We start from the raw sequence: 16,168 nt of genomic DNA, 5'->3' as shown, positions 1-16,168 counted from the left end.
CTGTCAAGGTTCCTTGATAAACGTCATACGAAGACTTTTTTACGGCCTTGGTTCCGTTGTCGCTGCAGGTTCGGGACTCACCTGTGTTGAACGGGTATCAGATTTTTAACGATTAAAATCAGGGACAGGCATTATGGTTCACGTGCCGTAAGTTTTCAAGTTCTATCCATGTTTCACAACAATGTGTCTCTACGGTTTTGCTTAATGACCGTAAAGGTAAAAAAATCAGCGGGATACCGTTTTTCAGCAGGGAGGAAAAGAATTTGTGCTATGTCGATGATTTGTCTATACTGCGCTGATTATTGGTTTTTTACGGAGATAAAGTGGAAGATAACTATCTGCAGTTACAACAAAAACTTGGTTATACATTTACAGATTTCAGTTTGATCGTCCAGGCATTAACCCATAAATCGTACAGCAATGAACAGCCGGAATGCGTGGTCCATAACGAGCGCCTTGAATTTCTTGGTGATGCCGTGCTTGAGCTGGCTGTCAGCGATCTGGTTTATCGACTTTTCCCTGATATCCCCGAAGGGGGGTTGACCAGAATTCGTGCTGAGGTAGTCTGTGAGAAAGGGTTGGCAGAGATTGCCCGGGGATTAAACCTTGGCCCCTGCCTGCGTCTGGGACGGGGGGAGGTGAATCATCAGGGCTACAACAAACCCAGTCTGTTGTCTGATGCCCTTGAGGCGCTGCTTGGTGCCGTGTTCCGGGATGGGGGTTTTGCCACCGTCTGCCAGGTTGTCGAAAAGAATTTTGCCGCGGCGATTGAAGCTTCAGCGCGGTTGCGTTACGGCAGCGATCATAAAACCTGCTTGCAGGAACGTCTGCAATCTCTTTTTAACAAGTTGCCTGAATATCGTTTGTCCCAGATTGAAGGACCCGAACATGACAAGATCTTTTTTATGGAAGTTCATTTTAACAACCGGATTTTAGGTCGTGGCCGAGGTTCCAGCAAAAAAAGTGCAGAACAGCAGGCGGCAGCGGCAGCGCTCGACCACCCGTTGCTGAAAGGAGTAGCTGTTGATGACTGATGATGTCAACCTGCCATTTGTATCTGGGTTTGTCGCTCTTGTCGGGCGACCCAATGTCGGCAAGTCAACCCTGCTTAACCAGATTCTTGGACAGAAAATTGCCATTACCTCGAACAAGCCCCAGACGACGCGCAACCGGATTTTAGGTATTCATAATACTGCGCAGGCGCAGATTCTTTTCCTTGATACCCCCGGTATTCATCGCCCGCAAGGCAAGCTTAACAAGTATATGGTGGATCAGGCTGTAGGTGCCTGTTCAGATGTTGATTTGATCCTGCTCCTGGTAGAAGCCGGCTCGCGCCCGGGCCCGGCTGATGAGGCGATCTTTGGCCTTTTAAAACCCCTGAATACCCCGGTCTTTCTGATTATCAACAAGATCGATCAGATTGCTCCGCCATTGTTGCTGGAACAGATCAAGCAGTTCAGCAACGCCTTTGAATTTGCCCAGATTATCCCGTTGTCAGCAATCAGCGGTGATGGTGTGCCGGAATTGTTGGAAACTGTAACCCACATGCTTCCCCCCGGCCCCCCCTATTATCCTGAAGACCAGGTAACTGATCTGCCCGAACGATTTATCGCTGCGGAGATGATACGCGAAAAAATTATGCGCCAGACCAGTGACGAAATTCCCTACGGCGTTGGGGTCAAAGTGGAGCAGTTCGAAGATAAACCTGAGAAGAATCTGGTGGTTATCCAGGCGACTATTCATGTTGAACGTGACAGCCATAAAAAAATTATTGTTGGTAAGGGCGGCCAGATGATCAAACGCCTTGGCCAGCAGGCACGGCAGGATATTGAGCGCCTGCTTGGGGTGCGGGTATTCCTTGAGTTGTTTGTGCGGGTTGATAAAAACTGGAGTCAGAGCGAGAGGATGTTGCGCGAGCTCGGCTACAGCAATCGTTAGCAATAGATTGTTGACCCGTTTTATTCCATGTCGTGAAAGTTGAATTAAAACCTTATGCTCAAAACTGTTGCTATCGTCGGTCGCCCGAATGTAGGGAAATCCACCCTGTTTAACCGTCTGTTGGGCCAGCGCAAGGCCATCGTCGAAGATTTTCCCGGGGTCACCCGTGACCGTCATTACGCTGAAATTACTCGCTACGATAAGCCGTTTTTGTTGATTGATACCGGTGGTTTTGAGCCGCAAGCCGCTGATCAGCTGCTTCGTCAAATGCGCGAACAATCGCAAGTGGCGGTGGAAGAGGCGGATATCATCATCTATCTGCTTGACGCCCGAGATGGCCTGACACCGGCAGATAAAGAAATTGCCGCCATGTTGCGGCGTACCGAAAAACCGGTGCTTTATGTTGTCAACAAGGTCGATGGCGACAAGCAGGAAGCAGAAACCGTCGATTTTTATAACCTGGGTATCGATGCCTTTATTCCTTTATCCGCCGAACATGGCCGTGGCATTGGAGAATTGATCGATTCCCTCGAGGCTTTGCTGCCCGAGCAGGCAGATTTACCTGAAGTCGAAACGGAGGTGCGGCTGGCGTTGATCGGCCGGCCCAATGTCGGCAAGTCGTCCCTGGTGAATCGCATTCTCGGCTATGAGCGGGTGGTCGCCAATCCGGTCGCCGGTACCACCAGAGACAGTATCGACACTCCTTTTATGTTCGATCAGCAGCGCTTCGTGTTGATCGATACCGCCGGTATCCGTCGCAAGGGCAAGGTGAGTGAGGCGCTGGAGAAGTTCAGTGCCATCCATGCCTTAAAAGCAATGGATCGTGCCCATGTGGTGCTGATGGTAATTGACGCGGTTGAGGGGATTACTGATCAGGATTTGACGATTGCCGGCTATGCCTATGAAAAGGGGCGGGCGGTGATTCTGCTGGTCAATAAATGGGATGTGCCGGAAAAAGATAATCACACGATGACTCGCTTTGTTGAAGAAGTGCGGCGGCGCTGTAAATTTCTTCCCTTTGCCCCGCTGTTGTTTGTTTCGGCGTTGAATGGGCAGCGGATCAACAAGATCATGCCGCTGGTGGCCGAGGTGGCCGAGCAGTTCAATCGCCGGATAACCACCGGTCAGATCAATCAGGGGCTGGAGGAATTCCTTGCCAAGCATCCACCGTCACTGGTGCGCGGTCAGCGGTTGAAGTTTTACTATGCCACCCAAAGTGCTGTGCGCCCGCCGACTTTTGTCCTGTTCAGTAATCGGCCCGATGACGTCCATTTTTCCTATGAGCGTTATCTGATAAACTGTTTCAGAGAAAAGTTCGGTTTTGACAAGGTTCCGCTGCGACTGCAATTTCGCGGACGCGGCAAAGACACAGATTAACCCTATGCTAATTGCGGGATTGTTGTCGTCATGAGTTTGCAGGGACGCCTCGAAGATCTGAACATCTGCTCGATTTTACAGTTGATCAGTCTTGGTAAAAAATCAGGGACTCTAACACTGTCCAGTGCGCAGGATCATGGCAGTATCAGCTTTTGTGATGGTCAGGTCGTGCGTGCCAGTTCCAGCGGTTTCCCCCAGGGACTTGGTACGTTGTTATGTGAGCGCCGGCTGATTTCCATGCAGCAGGTGGACGAAGCGCTGAAGTTTCAGCAACGCTTGCGCAAACATCAGCCGTTGGGTCTGATTATTAGCTACCTGTTTAAATTGGCTGCTCATGAAATCGAGCAGGTGGTAGGTGACCAGATAGAGCAGATTGTTGTCGATTTCTGTCGCTGGCAGGAAGGAGAGTTCAGCTTCAGCATTGAGAAGGTGGCTCCTTATGGCAGCGCTCAGCTCAATCCCTTCGACCTGATTCTTGAAAAAGGTTTAAGTCCGCAACGCCTCGCGGTTAAAATTCAATTAATCGAAACGACGAGGTCCGACGTTGTTCTCAATGATGAGCAACTGGAGAATAAACTGAAGGAGCTGCAACAGCGCCAGGATCGCAGCCGTATCACCCTGTTGCGTGGTATGTTGGCGGAATTGCAGGACCCTGATCTGGGCGGTGGAATTGTCCTGCTGATTCTCCGCTATGCCAGTGAATTGATGCGGCGTGCCATTATTCTCGATGTGCGTGGCCCGCGTCTGGTCGGTTTGGGCCAGTTCGGCCTGACAAACAACGGTCAGCACGCTGATTCTTTGGTGCGCCGGCTACATATTGATATCAGTCCTGATTCGCTTTTTGCCAAGGCGATCAAACGGAGGTCACTGGCTCGGGGGGCCCTTAATTGTGCTGCAGCCAATAAGCGCTTATGTGCGTTATTGGGACGGGTTCCGGATGATGTGCTGGTGGCCCCATTAACCAGTGGCGGGCGTGTCGTCGCCCTGTTGTACGGTGACGGTTTTCACCATTCCCAGGATGCTCTGGCTCTTGATGCCTTTGCGATTTTTTTGTCGCAGGCCGGCATTGTTATGGAGCAGTTGCTGCAGCCGGAAACAGTGGCTTGATACCTGTTATACTGTATGCAGTTGCGATTTTTTAATAGAGGAGTATAGCATGCAGAAAAAAATTCTGATTGTAGAGGATGAAGAGAGTTTGTTAAAGCTCGAGAGTATTCTGCTAACGACCAAGGGGTTTCATGTTCAGGGAGTTACAACCGGGCTGGCAGCTCTTAAAGCGGTAGCCGAAAACCCTCCTGATCTGGTTCTGCTTGACATTATGTTGCCAGAGATGGATGGGTTTGAAGTTTGCCAGCAGATTAAAGAATCACCGCAGACGCGCCATATCCCCGTGATTCTGCTGACGGCAAAAAAGTCTCCGGAAGACATGGCGCGTGGCAAACAGGTGGGGGCTGATCAGTATATTACCAAACCATTCAAATCTTCCATGGTGATCGCCTCAATTGAGCGGTTGTTGAGTTCTGCATCCTGATCCCCTGTAACCTATAATCCGTCGCATCTGATTTGTCTTTTAGTGCTTCATCAATGCTACCACCAGGGCTGATCAGCTGTGGTCGGTTAGCGTTGGCATCCCTTATTGACCTCTCAGGAACCAGAGTATTGGCTACGGGACTTGATGCGCCGCCAGGTCCTTGTGGGTGCGGCTCGATCGGCCCGCCGCCATATTTTTGTGACATGTTTCCAGTGAACTGCGTTTGCAGTGTTGACAAGGGCTTGACACTCGGTGATTAACGTGCAATAAGTCGCATTTCTCTAATTTTACCAACGTAAAGTTGGGCAGGAGGCACCATTGGCCAAAGAAGAAGCTATTGAAGTAGAAGGAACGGTGGCAGAACCTTTGCCGAACGCCATGTTCCGAGTTAAACTTGATAATGATCATGTAGTTCTTGCCCATATTTCAGGTAAAATGCGTAAGTATTATATTCGTATTCTACCGGGTGACCGGGTCACGGTTGAGCTCTCACCTTATGATCTTACCCGTGGACGGATTACTTACCGGGCAAAGTGATTCCTTTTTTTCGGTTGCCAGTGTGTGCTTGCTGGTCTCGAAGGTCTCCTGCCCGCGCCGGTCACTCTCATTGCAACACATTATACTTGATTTACGACGATACCGGCTTCAGCCGGTTTTCGTGCATCTGGAATAAGAAAAATAAAAACTGAATTCAAAATTCAGAATAAAAAACAGATAACATCAGTGTGACACTAATTGATGTGTCGGAGGTTATATGGAAAGTCAGTATCGTCCGGAACAGATTGAAGCCAAATGGCAACTCTATTGGAAGCAGCAGAAAACCTTCCGGGCCGAACAGCATAGCGCTAAAGAAAAATTTTATCTGCTTGAGATGTTTCCGTATCCTTCGGGTCGCATTCACATGGGTCATGTACGCAATTATGCTATTGGCGATGTCGTTGCTCGCTTCAAACGGATGCAGGGGTACAATGTGCTCCACCCGATGGGCTGGGATGCTTTCGGGATGCCGGCTGAAAATGCCGCTATCGAGCATGGTATTCATCCGGCCAAATGGACCTATGAAAATATCGACAATATGCGCAAACAGCTGCAACGTATCGGTTTGTCATACGATTGGGAACGCGAGTTTGCGACTTGTGATCCAGGTTATTATCGCTGGGAACAACTGATTTTCCTGAAAATGCTGGAACGCGGGCTGGCCTATAAAAAAACCTCGTCAGTCAACTGGTGCGAGGATTGTCAGACGGTGCTCGCCAATGAGCAGGTAGAAGATGGAAGTTGCTGGCGTTGCTCCCAGACCGTTGCCCAGAAACAACTTGAGCAGTGGTTTTTCAAGATTACCGATTATGCCGATGAGCTGCTTGAGGGAACAGACAGGCTGAGTGGCTGGCCGGAGCGCGTGCTGGCTATGCAGCGCAACTGGATCGGCAAGAGCTATGGTTGTGAAATCAGCTTTGCAGTCGCCGATCGCAAAGAGCAGATCAAGGTTTTTACTACCCGGCCCGACACCCTGTTTGGCGCGACCTTTATGAGTCTGGCCCCGGAGCATCCCCTCGTCGATGCGTTGGTAACTCGTGAACAGCGACCCCAGGTCGAGGCTTTTATTACTGAGGTGGCGCGTCAGGAAAAGACGGACCGCATCAGTGGTGAAGTAGAGAAAAAAGGGGTTTTTACCGGCTCCTACTGTATTAACCCCGCTGACGGCCGCAGCCTTCCCGTCTATCTGGCCAATTTTGTTTTGATGGACTACGGTACCGGCGCGGTGATGGCGGTTCCCGCCCACGACCAGCGCGATTTTGAGTTCGCCCGCCAATATCACCTGCCGGTGATTGTAGTGATTCAACCTGAAGGCGAAGAACTGCAGGCCCAGTTCATGACCGAGGCTCATGCCGGCAATGGGATCCTGGTGAATTCCGGTTCTTTTGATGGTCTTGATAATGACAACGCCAAGCAGCGCATCGCTGCTTTTTTAACCGAACAGGGGAGTGGTCGCCAGACCGTCAACTACCGCTTGCGTGATTGGGGCGTTTCACGCCAGCGGTACTGGGGCACTCCGATTCCGGTTATCTACTGCGATCAGTGCGGCACCGTGCCGGTTCCGGAAAGCCAGTTGCCGGTTCTGTTGCCCACCGATGTTGAATTAACCGGTGCCGGGGGATCCCCCCTGGCGCGCCATCAGTCCTTCGTCAAGGTCGACTGCCCAACCTGTGGCAAACCGGCGCGCCGTGAAACTGACACCTTTGATACTTTTGTCGAAAGCTCCTGGTATTTTGCCCGCTACGCCTGCCCGCAGCATGATGCGGCTCCTCTTGATCGCGATGCGGTTAATCATTGGCTGCCCGTTGATCAGTATATCGGGGGGATCGAACATGCCGTGATGCATCTGCTTTATGCGCGTTTTTTTACCAAGGTGTTGCGTGATTTAGGGATGCTCGATGTCGACGAACCCTTTACCAATCTCCTCACCCAGGGGATGGTCTGCAAGGAAACCCAGCGTTGCACCGAGCACGGCTGGCTCTACCCTGAGCAGGTGCTTGAGGGCAAGTGCAGCACCTGTGGCAGGACGGTTGAGGCAGGACGCACCGAGAAGATGAGTAAGTCAAAAAAGAACGTGATTGACCCCAATCAGCTGATTGATACCTATGGTGCTGACACTGCACGTCTTTTCTCCCTGTTTGCCGCGCCACCGGAAAAAGATCTGGAATGGAATGAACAAGGGGTTGAAGGGTGCGCACGTTTTCTTGGTCGGGTGTGGCGTGCCGTCAGTGACAGCCTGAACGATTTCCAGCAGGATGATTCAACCATGGAGCCGTTATCCGAGGCAGCAACGGAACTGCGCCGCAAAACCCATCAGACGATCAAAAAGGTCACGGAAGATATTGACGGACGCTTTCACTTCAATACCGCCATTGCCGCGGTCATGGAGCTGGTGAATGCGATTTACGCCTTGCCTGATCGCCGGCAGGAAACAACTGTCCTGAAAGAGGCCCTGGAGGCGGTGGTCCGTTTATTAAACCCCTTTGTCCCTCACATCTGCGAAGAATTATGGCAAACCCTCGGGCATCAGCAGAGTGTCGAGGTTTGCGGCTGGCCACGTTGGGAAGAGGAGGTCCTTAAGTCTGACGTTATCACCCTGGTTGTTCAGGTGAATGGTAAAGTGCGTGGAAAAATCCAGGTTCCGGCTGCGGCCGGACAGACACAGCTTGAACAAGAGGCGTTGAACGAAACCAATGTGCAACGCTATATCGAAGGCAAACAGGTGCGCAAGGTCATTGTGGTTGCCGGACGCCTGGTGAACGTGGTGGTGTCGTGATGCGTCTGCTACTGGTGGTGGTTGTTCTGCTGCTGGGAGCCTGCGGTTATCATTTCCCCGGCCAGGGAGGCTCATTGCCGGGTGGGGTCGAACGTATTCATGTTTCACTGTTTGCTAATCAGACCCGTGAACCGTTGCTGGAAAATCTTTTGACAACAGAAATAATCGACATTTTATCTGGTCGCCCCAATATCCGCCATGTTGCCCTCGAAGAAGCCGAAGCAGAGCTGACCGGCCGTATCCTTTCCTATGACAGCAGTGCCATTGCCTATCAGCAGGGGGATCAGATCAGTAAATATCGTGCCAGTATGGTTGTCGCAGTGCGCTTGCAGCGTATCGATAATCAGGCGCTGTTGTGGGATGGTACAGTGCGATGGCAATCCGAGTATGATGCCGCTGCCGACAAAATGCTGCAAGGGGATGAAGAACGTCGGGCCCAGGAAGAGTTGGCGCGTCGGCTGGCCGAAGAAGTTTTTTCACGTCTGCTTGATGACTTCTGAAATGATCAGCTGATGCGACATGATGATTTTTTTTCTCAGCTTGAGACCGCCCCCCCAGCACTTATTTTGCTATATGGTGAAGAAGACTATCTGCTGCGCCAGGCCCAACAGCGTATCCGCTCTGCCATCTTTGGCACGACCAGGGATGATTTCAACGACCATCAGTTTAATGCTAAGGGTGCGCGGGCTGAAGAGATTCTTGACGCTGCCTCTACCTATCCCGCTTTTGCTCCTCGTAAGCTTGTCACCGTCAATGATTTTCATCTGTTTGCGGCTTCAGAACAAGACAAGTTCAGTACCTATCTGGAACACCCGCTGGAGCAGACCTGTCTGTTGCTGATCACTGATAAAATCGATAACCGCCGCAAGTTTTTCCAGCTTTTTAAAAAAAAGGGTGTAGTTCTCAAATTTGATCCTCCTACCGAGCGCGAGCTTCCTGGTTTTGTCCGCCGTGCAGTACAGCAACGCGGTGTCACCATCAGCAGGGATGGTCTCGATCTGTTCTGTTCACTGGTGAGTAACAGCCTGCAGGAGATTGAGAGCGAGCTTGATAAGCTGGTTTTGTATATCGGTCAACACCACGAAATTAGTGTGGACGATGTAGAAGCGATCGTCTCACGTGGCCGGAGTGAGAGCGTCTTTGCGCTGGGAGAGGCAGTAGCCAGGGGCGATCTGGTTTGTGCCCTGACTCTGGTGCGCCGCTTTGCCGCGGCATCGGAACCGCCGCTACTCGTACTGAATCTGATTACCGGCCATTATCGACTGTTATGGAAAATCAGAGCGCTGGCCAGTCAGCACAGTGTTGTCAATGACATCGCCAGACAGGTAGGGCGACCGCCCTTTGTTGTTCAGCGCCTGCTTGAACAGGCACGACGTTTCTCACGCCGGCATTTTATGGCAGCCTATGAGTTGTTTATCGAGACCGATCTGGCAATGAAATCCAGTGGCGGTGGTGCCGGGTCGTTGCTTGAGTTGATGGTGATTCGCCTGATTCGTGACAAATAAAAAAACCCGTAAATTGATCCCTGCCAGGGGTCGCTCAACGGGTTTTCTCGATATTTAGTACCAGCAGTGGGTGATCAGGCGGTGTCTGCTGAAAATTACCCTTGTGCCAGACTGTTGACAAGCTTTGTCAGGCGCGAAACTTTGCGGCTGGCAGTTGATTTATGAATAATTCCCTTGGCGGAGCTGCGGGAAATGTAAGGAATTGCCTTGGCCAGCGCGGTGTTGGCTGCTTCAGTGTCACCGGCAGTGACGGCAGTGCGAACATTTTTAACCAGGGTGCGCATGGTAGAGCGGATATGGGTGTTGCGTGCATTGCGTACCAGATTTTGTTTAGCTCTTTTTAATGCCGATTTGTGATTTGCCACGAACGAATTCTCCTTGTTTTAAGTAATAACCTCTGTGTTTGCTTTAAATTTGCGCAATCATAGGGAGACGGATCTTATCTGTCAAGTTAGAAATAGTTTATTCAAATAAAAAAAACACGCAGCTTCAGCAAGTTGTAGAACTCAAAAAAGGATTAAATATTATTTATGCCAAGCAGGAAGCGCTTTGTAGAAGCAACCCTGGTGATGTCGGCCGCTACCTCCATCAGTCGGGTATCCGGTTTGATCAGGGATATGGTTGTAGCGCGTATTTTTGGTGCCGGTGTTACAACCGATGCCTTTTTTATGGCCTTTACTATCCCTAATCTGCTCAGGAGATTCTTTGCTGAAGGTTCAATGACCGCAGCTTTTGTGCCGGTTTTTTCCGAGGTCTTTCATCGCCGTGGTGAAGAGGAGGCACAGCAGCTGGCTAACCGCTGTGCCTCCTTATTGCTGCTGGTAATGTTTGTGATTGTGGCATTGGGGCTATCCTGTTCACCATGGATTGTTCAGGCTATCGGCTATGGTTTTGGTCAGACTGAAGGAAAGTTGGAACTCACCCATCAGCTCAACCTGATCATGTTCCCCTATATTGCACTGGTGTCGTTGCTGGCGCTACTGACCGGCATTCTTAATGTTCGTGGTCACTTTTTCCTTCCCTCACTTTCTCCGCTGCTGCTAAATCTGGCGATGATTTTAGGGGCATTGAGTATGGGCCAATTATTTCAGCGACCCATATTCGGCTTGGCTCTCGGGGTTCTGTTGGGTGGGGTCCTGCAACTGCTGTTGCAGTTTCCTGTCTTGCTGCGTTATCGCATTCGTTTACGTCCCGATTTCCGTTTTTTTCATGATGAGCAATTGAGAAAAATCGCTCTGCTCATGCTCCCGGGGATTGCCGGAGTTGCGATTTACCAAATAAACATTGTAGTTTCCCGTTTACTGGCTTCTTTTTTGCCTGATGGCAGTGTTTCTTATCTCTACTATGGGCAGCGTTTGTTTGAGTTCCCGCAAGGGATTTTTGTTGTGTCCCTGGCGCAGGCGGTGCTGCCGATGATGAGTCGGCAGGTCGCTGATGGTGACCAAGAGGGGATGCAGCAGTCGCTGAATTTTTCCCTGACACTGATTGCCCTGTTAACCCTGCCGGCCATGGTCGGGTTGATGTTGTGTGCGAAGCCGATTCTCTCGTTGTTTTTTCTCGGCGGCGAGTTTGGTCTGAGTGATATGGATAACAGCGCCCTGGCGTTAGTCTGTTTTGCTCCTGGCTTGCTATTTGTCGGCTATAGCCGGATTGCCGCGCAAACCTTTTATGCAATGCAGGATACCCGTACGCCGGTGATCGTTTCGTTCTGGACACTGCTTGCCAACCTTGGCGCCGGTATTCTATTCATGCAATGGCTCGGTTTTATGGGATTGGCTTTGGCGTTGACTTTGGCTTCGTTGTTCAACGCAGCAGCGCTACTGACCCTGTTGCAGCGCAAACTCAACCTGAGGTTGGCCAGACAACTGCTGACCCAGAGTGCCCGGATCATCATCGCTTGTCTACCGATGGCACTCCTGGTCTCGCTGCTGCTGGGGCTGGTCGACTGGAATCAATCCGGATCATCAGCCTATAAAGCGCTGATTCTGGCTTCTTCAGTGGGATCGGGAATTGTTGTTTTTACTGCCGGCTGTCTGTTGCTGAAAATTGAAGAGATTCATCAATTGTTGCGTCTGATCAGAAAAAAATTACGACGCGACAAGCAGCCTATGGAACATCCTTAATGGCGCCGGAACTGAATTTCTCCACGGGCTACTTTTTTTTCAACCCATTGCCGGAGCCATTTTTTGATATGGTGCCTGGTGGTCGGAGTCAGAAGCATAAAACCGATCAGATCGGTACAGAAGCCGGGAGTCAGCAGGACAACCCCACCCGCCAGAATCATTGCTCCGTCAAACAGCTCTTCAGCTGGAACCCGTCCGGCCTGTAAATCAGATTGAATGCGAGTCAGGAGTTCAAATCCCTGGCTACGGGCAAGGAACGCGCCGGCAATCCCGGTCAGAATCACCAGACTGATAGTAGATATGACGCCAATCTGACGCCCCGCTTCTATCAACACCATAAGTTCCAGAATGGGGATAAAAGTAAACAGAATCAGCAGCTTTATAAACATGCATAGACCTTTTCATCAAAAAAATTAAATGAATCATTACCATCATATGGTATTTGTTCTTCTGTTTTTTTGCAAACTCCTAAGTAGCTGAAATATATTGATAAAATAAGTGACTAAAAAATGTGCAAGACGCAGGGTGGAGCGCTTGTTGTTAGGCTTTGGTTACAATTAACAGGACTATCCACAGGTTTTCAACGGCTGATGTGGAATGTCGGCAAAAGTTACAGGATTTCAGGAATTTGTCAAATCTGACAAGGCAAGAGCAGCATTTCGGTCGTCTGCTTTCGCAATTGCAGCTGTTGTTTTTTGCCGTAACAGATCTTCAGCATCTAATCCCAGCGCTGCCGCCAGACCGGTTAAATCGAAAAACAACTGACCAATAATGTCGTCAGTCTGTGGTCGAGGGCAGGACGCATCGACTATACTTTGTTCAAGTTTTTTATGCCCGGTGTGCAGTTGTTCAAGCCGGTCTAAGGCAGAGAAGGCTGCTGTTTTTTCAATCAGCTTCTGGGTGCGCTTGAGGGCTGGTAGTGAAGGGGGCAGGCGTTGGGCCAGTTGTTGTGAATGGCCCTTGTCGAGACGCTCCTGTAGCTTAATCTGCTCCCACCGTTGTGCGTGCGTATCTGTGTCGGCATCTGCAAAAACATGAGGGTGCCGCCGTATCATCTTGGCACAGATTCCCTCAATCACATTGGTCAAGTTAAACTCACGGCGTTCGCTGAATATCTGGGCAAGAAAAACAACCTGCAGGAGCAGATCTCCCAATTCATCACAGATATTATCAGGCTTGCCACGATCAATTGCTTCGAGGAGTTCATAGGCTTCTTCAAGAATATAGCTCTTTAAACTCCGTGGGGTCTGTTGCCGATCCCATGGACAGCCGTGAGGAGCACGCAGGGTTGCCATGATAGTGGCCAGGGGTGACAGGTCATGGTTACAGGTGGACGGGCTTCGGGACTCTGACATGGGTAGTTCATCCTTGTTGAATGTGTGCTGAATCAGCCATTCCGTAAAGGTTGATAAGGCGTAAAAAAACCTTGCAAAACCGCCGGGGATAGGCTAGACAAGAGCGCCATAAATGCGGGGGAGAGCAGGTCTTTTGTCTTGACATGGATGCTTCTCCCTTTATACTGTTCCCTTTGCCTTGAGGGTGGTCGTGCAGCTGGAACTGAAACATATCAAGGGTGGACAGCTGGAGCAAGACTACACTTGTGCTGCCCGAGATTTTCCGGAGTTACAGGAGCTGGCCAGTACTGGTGACAGTGCTTACCGTGGCCCTATCTGTCTGCACTTACGTTTTTCCCAGTCCGGCAGTATGGTCGAAGTCGCCGGGCATATTGGGGCAACGCTGGAATTGATCTGTGGCTGCTGCCTGGGTTCCTTTGAGTACGAATTGTCAGAGGATTTTGCTCTGACTTTTGTGCCCGAAATGGAACAGGCTGATCCGGCGCTTGAGCAGGAGCTTGAACCTGACGAGCTGGGATTGATCCCTTATCGTGAGGATCGCCTGGAGTTACTGATCCCGGTGCAGGAGCAACTCCTGTTGGTGGTGCCGATGCACCCCTTGTGTTCTGCTGAATGTCGGGGCTTATGTCCGGTTTGTGGTGTTGATTTAAATACGATGAATTGTTGTTGTGAGAAAAAAGTGTTCAATAATAAGTTTGAATCCCTGGCCCGATTAAAGGGCAAGGCTGATTAAGGTTTGTTTGTTTTGGTTGGTTATTGACATAAAAACACTCCGGCATCTGCCGGTGTCATCCATTCAAGGAGAATAAGATGGCTGTTCCAAAGAAAAAGACTTCAAAGTCCAAAAAAAATATGCGCCGCGCTCATGATGCAATCAGCTCCCCGGGCATCTCCACCTGTCCAAACTGCAACGAACCCAAGCTTCCCCATCGGGTATGCTCCGGTTGCGGTACTTATAAAGGAAAAGAAGTTATCAGCAGCGACAACGTCTGACCTGAACTGGCGCCGGCATGTTGAAGAAAATAGCTGTAGATGCCATGGGGGGTGATAATTCTCCTGAAGTCGAAGTTGCCGGCGCCGTTGTCGCATGTCGACGCTGGGGATGTCAGGTCATTCTGGTGGGTGATACTCCTCGGGTACAACAGGAATTAGCCAAGCATGACATCGGTGGGTTGCACATAGAGCTTCATCATGCCAGTGACGTTATCAGTATGCACGATTCACCGTCAGCGGTAAGACGTAAAAAGGACTCTTCTATCCGCGTAGCTTTTGATCTGGTGAAATCAGGTTCAGCTACGGCTGTTGTCAGCGCCGGCAATTCCGGTGCGATTATGGCTGCCGGGATGTTAGTCTGTGGTCGTGTTAATGGCGTTGAGCGTCCGGCTATTGGTACCTCTCTTCCAAATCTGGCTGATCAGACGATGGTTCTTGACATGGGTGCTAACGTCGATTGCAAGCCAATTCATCTCTATCAATTCGCACTGATGGGGAGTCTTTATGTTGAACATCACCTTGGCAAATCAAGGCCCCGGGTTGGTCTGCTGTCAAACGGTGCCGAAGAAAAAAAAGGCAATGAGTTAACTCGTGAGGCTCATCTGTTGTTAAAAGAAACGCCGTTGAATTATTGTGGCTACGTTGAAGGCGGCGATGTCTATAACGGTTCGGTCGACGTGGTGGTGTGTGACGGATTTGTCGGCAATGTCTTGCTCAAGGTGTCTGAAGGTTTGGCTGTGGCGATCGGCACTATGCTCAAGCGTGAGATCGAGAACCGTTTTTGGGCCAGGGTCGGTTATCTGCTTAGCCGTCCGGCTTTCAAATCATTTAAGAATAGAATCAATCCGGCTGAATATGGTGGCGCGCCGTTGCTGGGAATTGCCGGCGCCGGGATTGTCTGTCATGGCAGTTCTGATCCTGTCGCTATGAGTATTGCCATTCGCCAGGCCGGTGAATATGCCCAGAGCGGCTTTTTTGAGCGATTGGCAACGGTATTTGAGCAATGACAGGCTTTTTTCAGGAGGTACAGGCATGAGAGCACGCATCACCGGTACAGGATCCTATATGCCTGAAAAGATTCTCACCAACCTCGATCTAGAAAAAATGGTCGATACCAACAATGAGTGGATCATGGCTCGTACTGGTATCGAGGAACGACGAATTGCTGCGGATGATGAATGTACCTCTGATATGGCGGTTATGGCCGCTGAGCGTGCCTTGGAAATGGCCGGTGTCAGAGCTGACCAGATCGACCTGATCATTGTCGGGACCATCACCGGGGACTACCCCTGGCCGGCAACCGCCTGTATTGTTCAGGCCAAACTTGGCGCCAAAAAAGCTTTTGCCTATGATGTGTCAGCAGCCTGCAGCGGTTTTTTGTACGCCCTGTCCTGTGCCAACGATTATATTCGTTGTGGCCATGGCACTAAAGCTCTGGTGATTGGCGCTGAAACCCTGAGTCGTTCGATAGACTGGACCGATCGAAATACCTGTGTTCTTTTTGGCGATGGTGCCGGAGCCGTTGTGGTGGAAGCCGGTGCTGATGATGCCGGTATCCTCTCCTGTCACCTGCATTCCGATGGAAACTACCTTGAGCTCCTGTACCAGCCGGGTTTTGGTGCCAAGCATCCTGCATCGACAGCCGGTGTTGATTCGCGTCTGCAGTTCTTGAAGATGCAGGGAAATGAAGTTTTCAAGGTTGCGGTTCGCTCCCTGACCGAGGTATCGATCGAAGCTCTTGAAAGCAATGGCTTTACCCACGAGGATGTGAAGTTGTTCGTGCCCCATCAGGCCAATCGCCGAATTCTCGAAGCGACTGCAAAACGATTACACTTAAAAGACGAACAGACCTATATCAATGTGCATAAATATGGTAATACCTCGGGTGCTACCATTCCGGTTGCACTGGATGAGGCCAATCGTCAAGGCTTGATTAATTCGGGTGATCTGGTGTTGTCGGCAGCTTTCGGTGGTGGCTTTACCTGGGCCTCGGCCTTGCTGCGCTGGGTGTAATTCTACATGACAGGAATTTA

17 protein-coding genes are annotated in these 16,168 nt (G+C 50.6%); 14 read left to right on the top strand and 3 right to left on the bottom strand.

Annotation, left to right across the window (positions count from 1 at the left end):
* Nucleotides 1-323: 323 nt before the first annotated feature.
* From rnc to holA, 9 genes are all read left to right on the top strand, one after another.
* Nucleotides 324-1,034, top strand: a complete 711-nt coding sequence (rnc, locus tag AC1931_RS03375; RefSeq protein ID WP_483875816.1) for a ribonuclease III — start codon at nt 324-326, stop codon at nt 1,032-1,034.
* Nucleotides 1,027-1,938: a GTPase Era gene (gene era, locus AC1931_RS03370; RefSeq protein ID WP_483875815.1), complete on the top strand. Its 912-nt coding sequence runs from the start codon at nt 1,027-1,029 to the stop codon at nt 1,936-1,938. The genes rnc and era overlap by 8 nt, the downstream gene beginning before the upstream one ends.
* A gap of 54 nt (nt 1,939-1,992) precedes the next feature.
* On the top strand, nt 1,993-3,315 hold the full coding sequence (gene der, locus AC1931_RS03365) for a ribosome biogenesis GTPase Der (protein ID WP_483875814.1): 1,323 nt from the start codon (nt 1,993-1,995) through the stop codon (nt 3,313-3,315).
* A gap of 30 nt (nt 3,316-3,345) precedes the next feature.
* A complete protein-coding gene (locus AC1931_RS03360; protein ID WP_483875813.1) occupies nt 3,346-4,422 on the top strand; it encodes a DUF4388 domain-containing protein in 1,077 nt (358 codons plus the stop codon).
* 49 nt (nt 4,423-4,471) lie between these two features.
* Complete coding sequence (locus tag AC1931_RS03355) at nt 4,472-4,846, top strand: response regulator transcription factor (RefSeq protein WP_483875812.1); 375 nt, start codon at nt 4,472-4,474, stop codon at nt 4,844-4,846.
* A 318-nt stretch (nt 4,847-5,164) separates the two neighbouring features.
* Complete coding sequence (infA, locus tag AC1931_RS03350) at nt 5,165-5,383, top strand: translation initiation factor IF-1 (protein WP_483875811.1); 219 nt, start codon at nt 5,165-5,167, stop codon at nt 5,381-5,383.
* Nucleotides 5,384-5,600: 217 nt separating this feature from the next.
* Complete coding sequence (gene leuS, locus AC1931_RS03345; protein WP_483875810.1) at nt 5,601-8,159, top strand: leucine--tRNA ligase; 2,559 nt, start codon at nt 5,601-5,603, stop codon at nt 8,157-8,159.
* Nucleotides 8,159-8,659 (top strand): LPS assembly lipoprotein LptE, encoded by a 501-nt coding sequence (gene lptE / locus AC1931_RS03340; protein WP_483876161.1) that lies wholly within the window; start codon nt 8,159-8,161, stop codon nt 8,657-8,659. Before leuS ends, lptE begins: the two co-directional genes overlap by 1 nt.
* 12 nt (nt 8,660-8,671) lie before the next feature.
* The gene (gene holA / locus AC1931_RS03335) at nt 8,672-9,664 is read left to right on the top strand and encodes a DNA polymerase III subunit delta (protein WP_483875809.1); all 993 of its coding nucleotides are present in this window, start codon (nt 8,672-8,674) and stop codon (nt 9,662-9,664) included.
* Nucleotides 9,665-9,759: 95 nt separating this feature from the next.
* Here holA and rpsT read toward each other — a convergent pair whose 3' ends face one another.
* Nucleotides 9,760-10,029, bottom strand: a complete 270-nt coding sequence (rpsT, locus tag AC1931_RS03330; protein WP_483875808.1) for a 30S ribosomal protein S20 — start codon at nt 10,027-10,029, stop codon at nt 9,760-9,762.
* A 165-nt stretch (nt 10,030-10,194) separates the two neighbouring features.
* On the opposite strand from rpsT, the gene murJ reads away from it, so the two are divergent.
* Nucleotides 10,195-11,787: a murein biosynthesis integral membrane protein MurJ gene (gene murJ / locus AC1931_RS03325; RefSeq protein ID WP_483875807.1), complete on the top strand. Its 1,593-nt coding sequence runs from the start codon at nt 10,195-10,197 to the stop codon at nt 11,785-11,787.
* Here murJ and AC1931_RS03320 read toward each other — a convergent pair.
* Entirely contained in the window at nt 11,784-12,176 is a 393-nt protein-coding gene (locus AC1931_RS03320) for an FxsA family protein (RefSeq protein ID WP_483875806.1), read from the bottom strand. The genes murJ and AC1931_RS03320 overlap by 4 nt on opposite strands.
* Before the next feature lie 231 nt (nt 12,177-12,407).
* Nucleotides 12,408-13,142, bottom strand: a complete 735-nt coding sequence (locus tag AC1931_RS03315) for a MazG family protein (RefSeq protein WP_483875805.1) — start codon at nt 13,140-13,142, stop codon at nt 12,408-12,410.
* Between the two features lie 190 nt (nt 13,143-13,332).
* On the opposite strand from AC1931_RS03315, the gene AC1931_RS03310 reads away from it, so the two are divergent.
* The 4 genes from AC1931_RS03310 (at nt 13,333) to AC1931_RS03295 (ending at nt 16,148) form a co-directional block, all read left to right on the top strand.
* Nucleotides 13,333-13,875, top strand: coding sequence for a YceD family protein (locus AC1931_RS03310; protein WP_483875804.1), 543 nt, complete (start codon nt 13,333-13,335; stop codon nt 13,873-13,875).
* A gap of 77 nt (nt 13,876-13,952) precedes the next feature.
* Complete coding sequence (rpmF, locus tag AC1931_RS03305; protein WP_483875803.1) at nt 13,953-14,135, top strand: 50S ribosomal protein L32; 183 nt, start codon at nt 13,953-13,955, stop codon at nt 14,133-14,135.
* 17 nt (nt 14,136-14,152) lie between these two features.
* Complete coding sequence (gene plsX / locus AC1931_RS03300) at nt 14,153-15,142, top strand: phosphate acyltransferase PlsX (RefSeq protein WP_483875802.1); 990 nt, start codon at nt 14,153-14,155, stop codon at nt 15,140-15,142.
* A 25-nt stretch (nt 15,143-15,167) separates the two neighbouring features.
* Nucleotides 15,168-16,148: a beta-ketoacyl-ACP synthase III gene (locus tag AC1931_RS03295; protein ID WP_483875801.1), complete on the top strand. Its 981-nt coding sequence runs from the start codon at nt 15,168-15,170 to the stop codon at nt 16,146-16,148.
* Nucleotides 16,149-16,168 lie beyond the last annotated feature (20 nt).

The sequence above is a fragment of the Pelovirga sp. C15f genome (assembly GCF_057178085.1).
Note: the sequence above shows the minus strand (reverse complement) of the source record. Positions and strands in the feature narration are given on the sequence as shown.

What these genes read in the sequence shown, in the direction of transcription:
- AC1931_RS03315 (WP_483875805.1), bottom strand. Translation starts at nt 13,142, where the DNA reads ATGTCAGAGTCCCGAAGCCCGTCCACCTGTAACCATGACCTGTCACCC.
- lptE (WP_483876161.1), top strand. Translation starts at nt 8,159, where the DNA reads ATGCGTCTGCTACTGGTGGTGGTTGTTCTGCTGCTGGGAGCCTGCGGT.
- era (WP_483875815.1), top strand. Translation starts at nt 1,027, where the DNA reads ATGACTGATGATGTCAACCTGCCATTTGTATCTGGGTTTGTCGCTCTT.
- holA (WP_483875809.1), top strand. Translation starts at nt 8,672, where the DNA reads ATGCGACATGATGATTTTTTTTCTCAGCTTGAGACCGCCCCCCCAGCA.
- der (WP_483875814.1), top strand. Translation starts at nt 1,993, where the DNA reads ATGCTCAAAACTGTTGCTATCGTCGGTCGCCCGAATGTAGGGAAATCC.
- plsX (WP_483875802.1), top strand. Translation starts at nt 14,153, where the DNA reads ATGTTGAAGAAAATAGCTGTAGATGCCATGGGGGGTGATAATTCTCCT.
- AC1931_RS03360 (WP_483875813.1), top strand. Translation starts at nt 3,346, where the DNA reads ATGAGTTTGCAGGGACGCCTCGAAGATCTGAACATCTGCTCGATTTTA.
- AC1931_RS03320 (WP_483875806.1), bottom strand. Translation starts at nt 12,176, where the DNA reads ATGTTTATAAAGCTGCTGATTCTGTTTACTTTTATCCCCATTCTGGAA.
- rpmF (WP_483875803.1), top strand. Translation starts at nt 13,953, where the DNA reads ATGGCTGTTCCAAAGAAAAAGACTTCAAAGTCCAAAAAAAATATGCGC.
- leuS (WP_483875810.1), top strand. Translation starts at nt 5,601, where the DNA reads ATGGAAAGTCAGTATCGTCCGGAACAGATTGAAGCCAAATGGCAACTC.
- AC1931_RS03355 (WP_483875812.1), top strand. Translation starts at nt 4,472, where the DNA reads ATGCAGAAAAAAATTCTGATTGTAGAGGATGAAGAGAGTTTGTTAAAG.
- AC1931_RS03295 (WP_483875801.1), top strand. Translation starts at nt 15,168, where the DNA reads ATGAGAGCACGCATCACCGGTACAGGATCCTATATGCCTGAAAAGATT.
- murJ (WP_483875807.1), top strand. Translation starts at nt 10,195, where the DNA reads ATGCCAAGCAGGAAGCGCTTTGTAGAAGCAACCCTGGTGATGTCGGCC.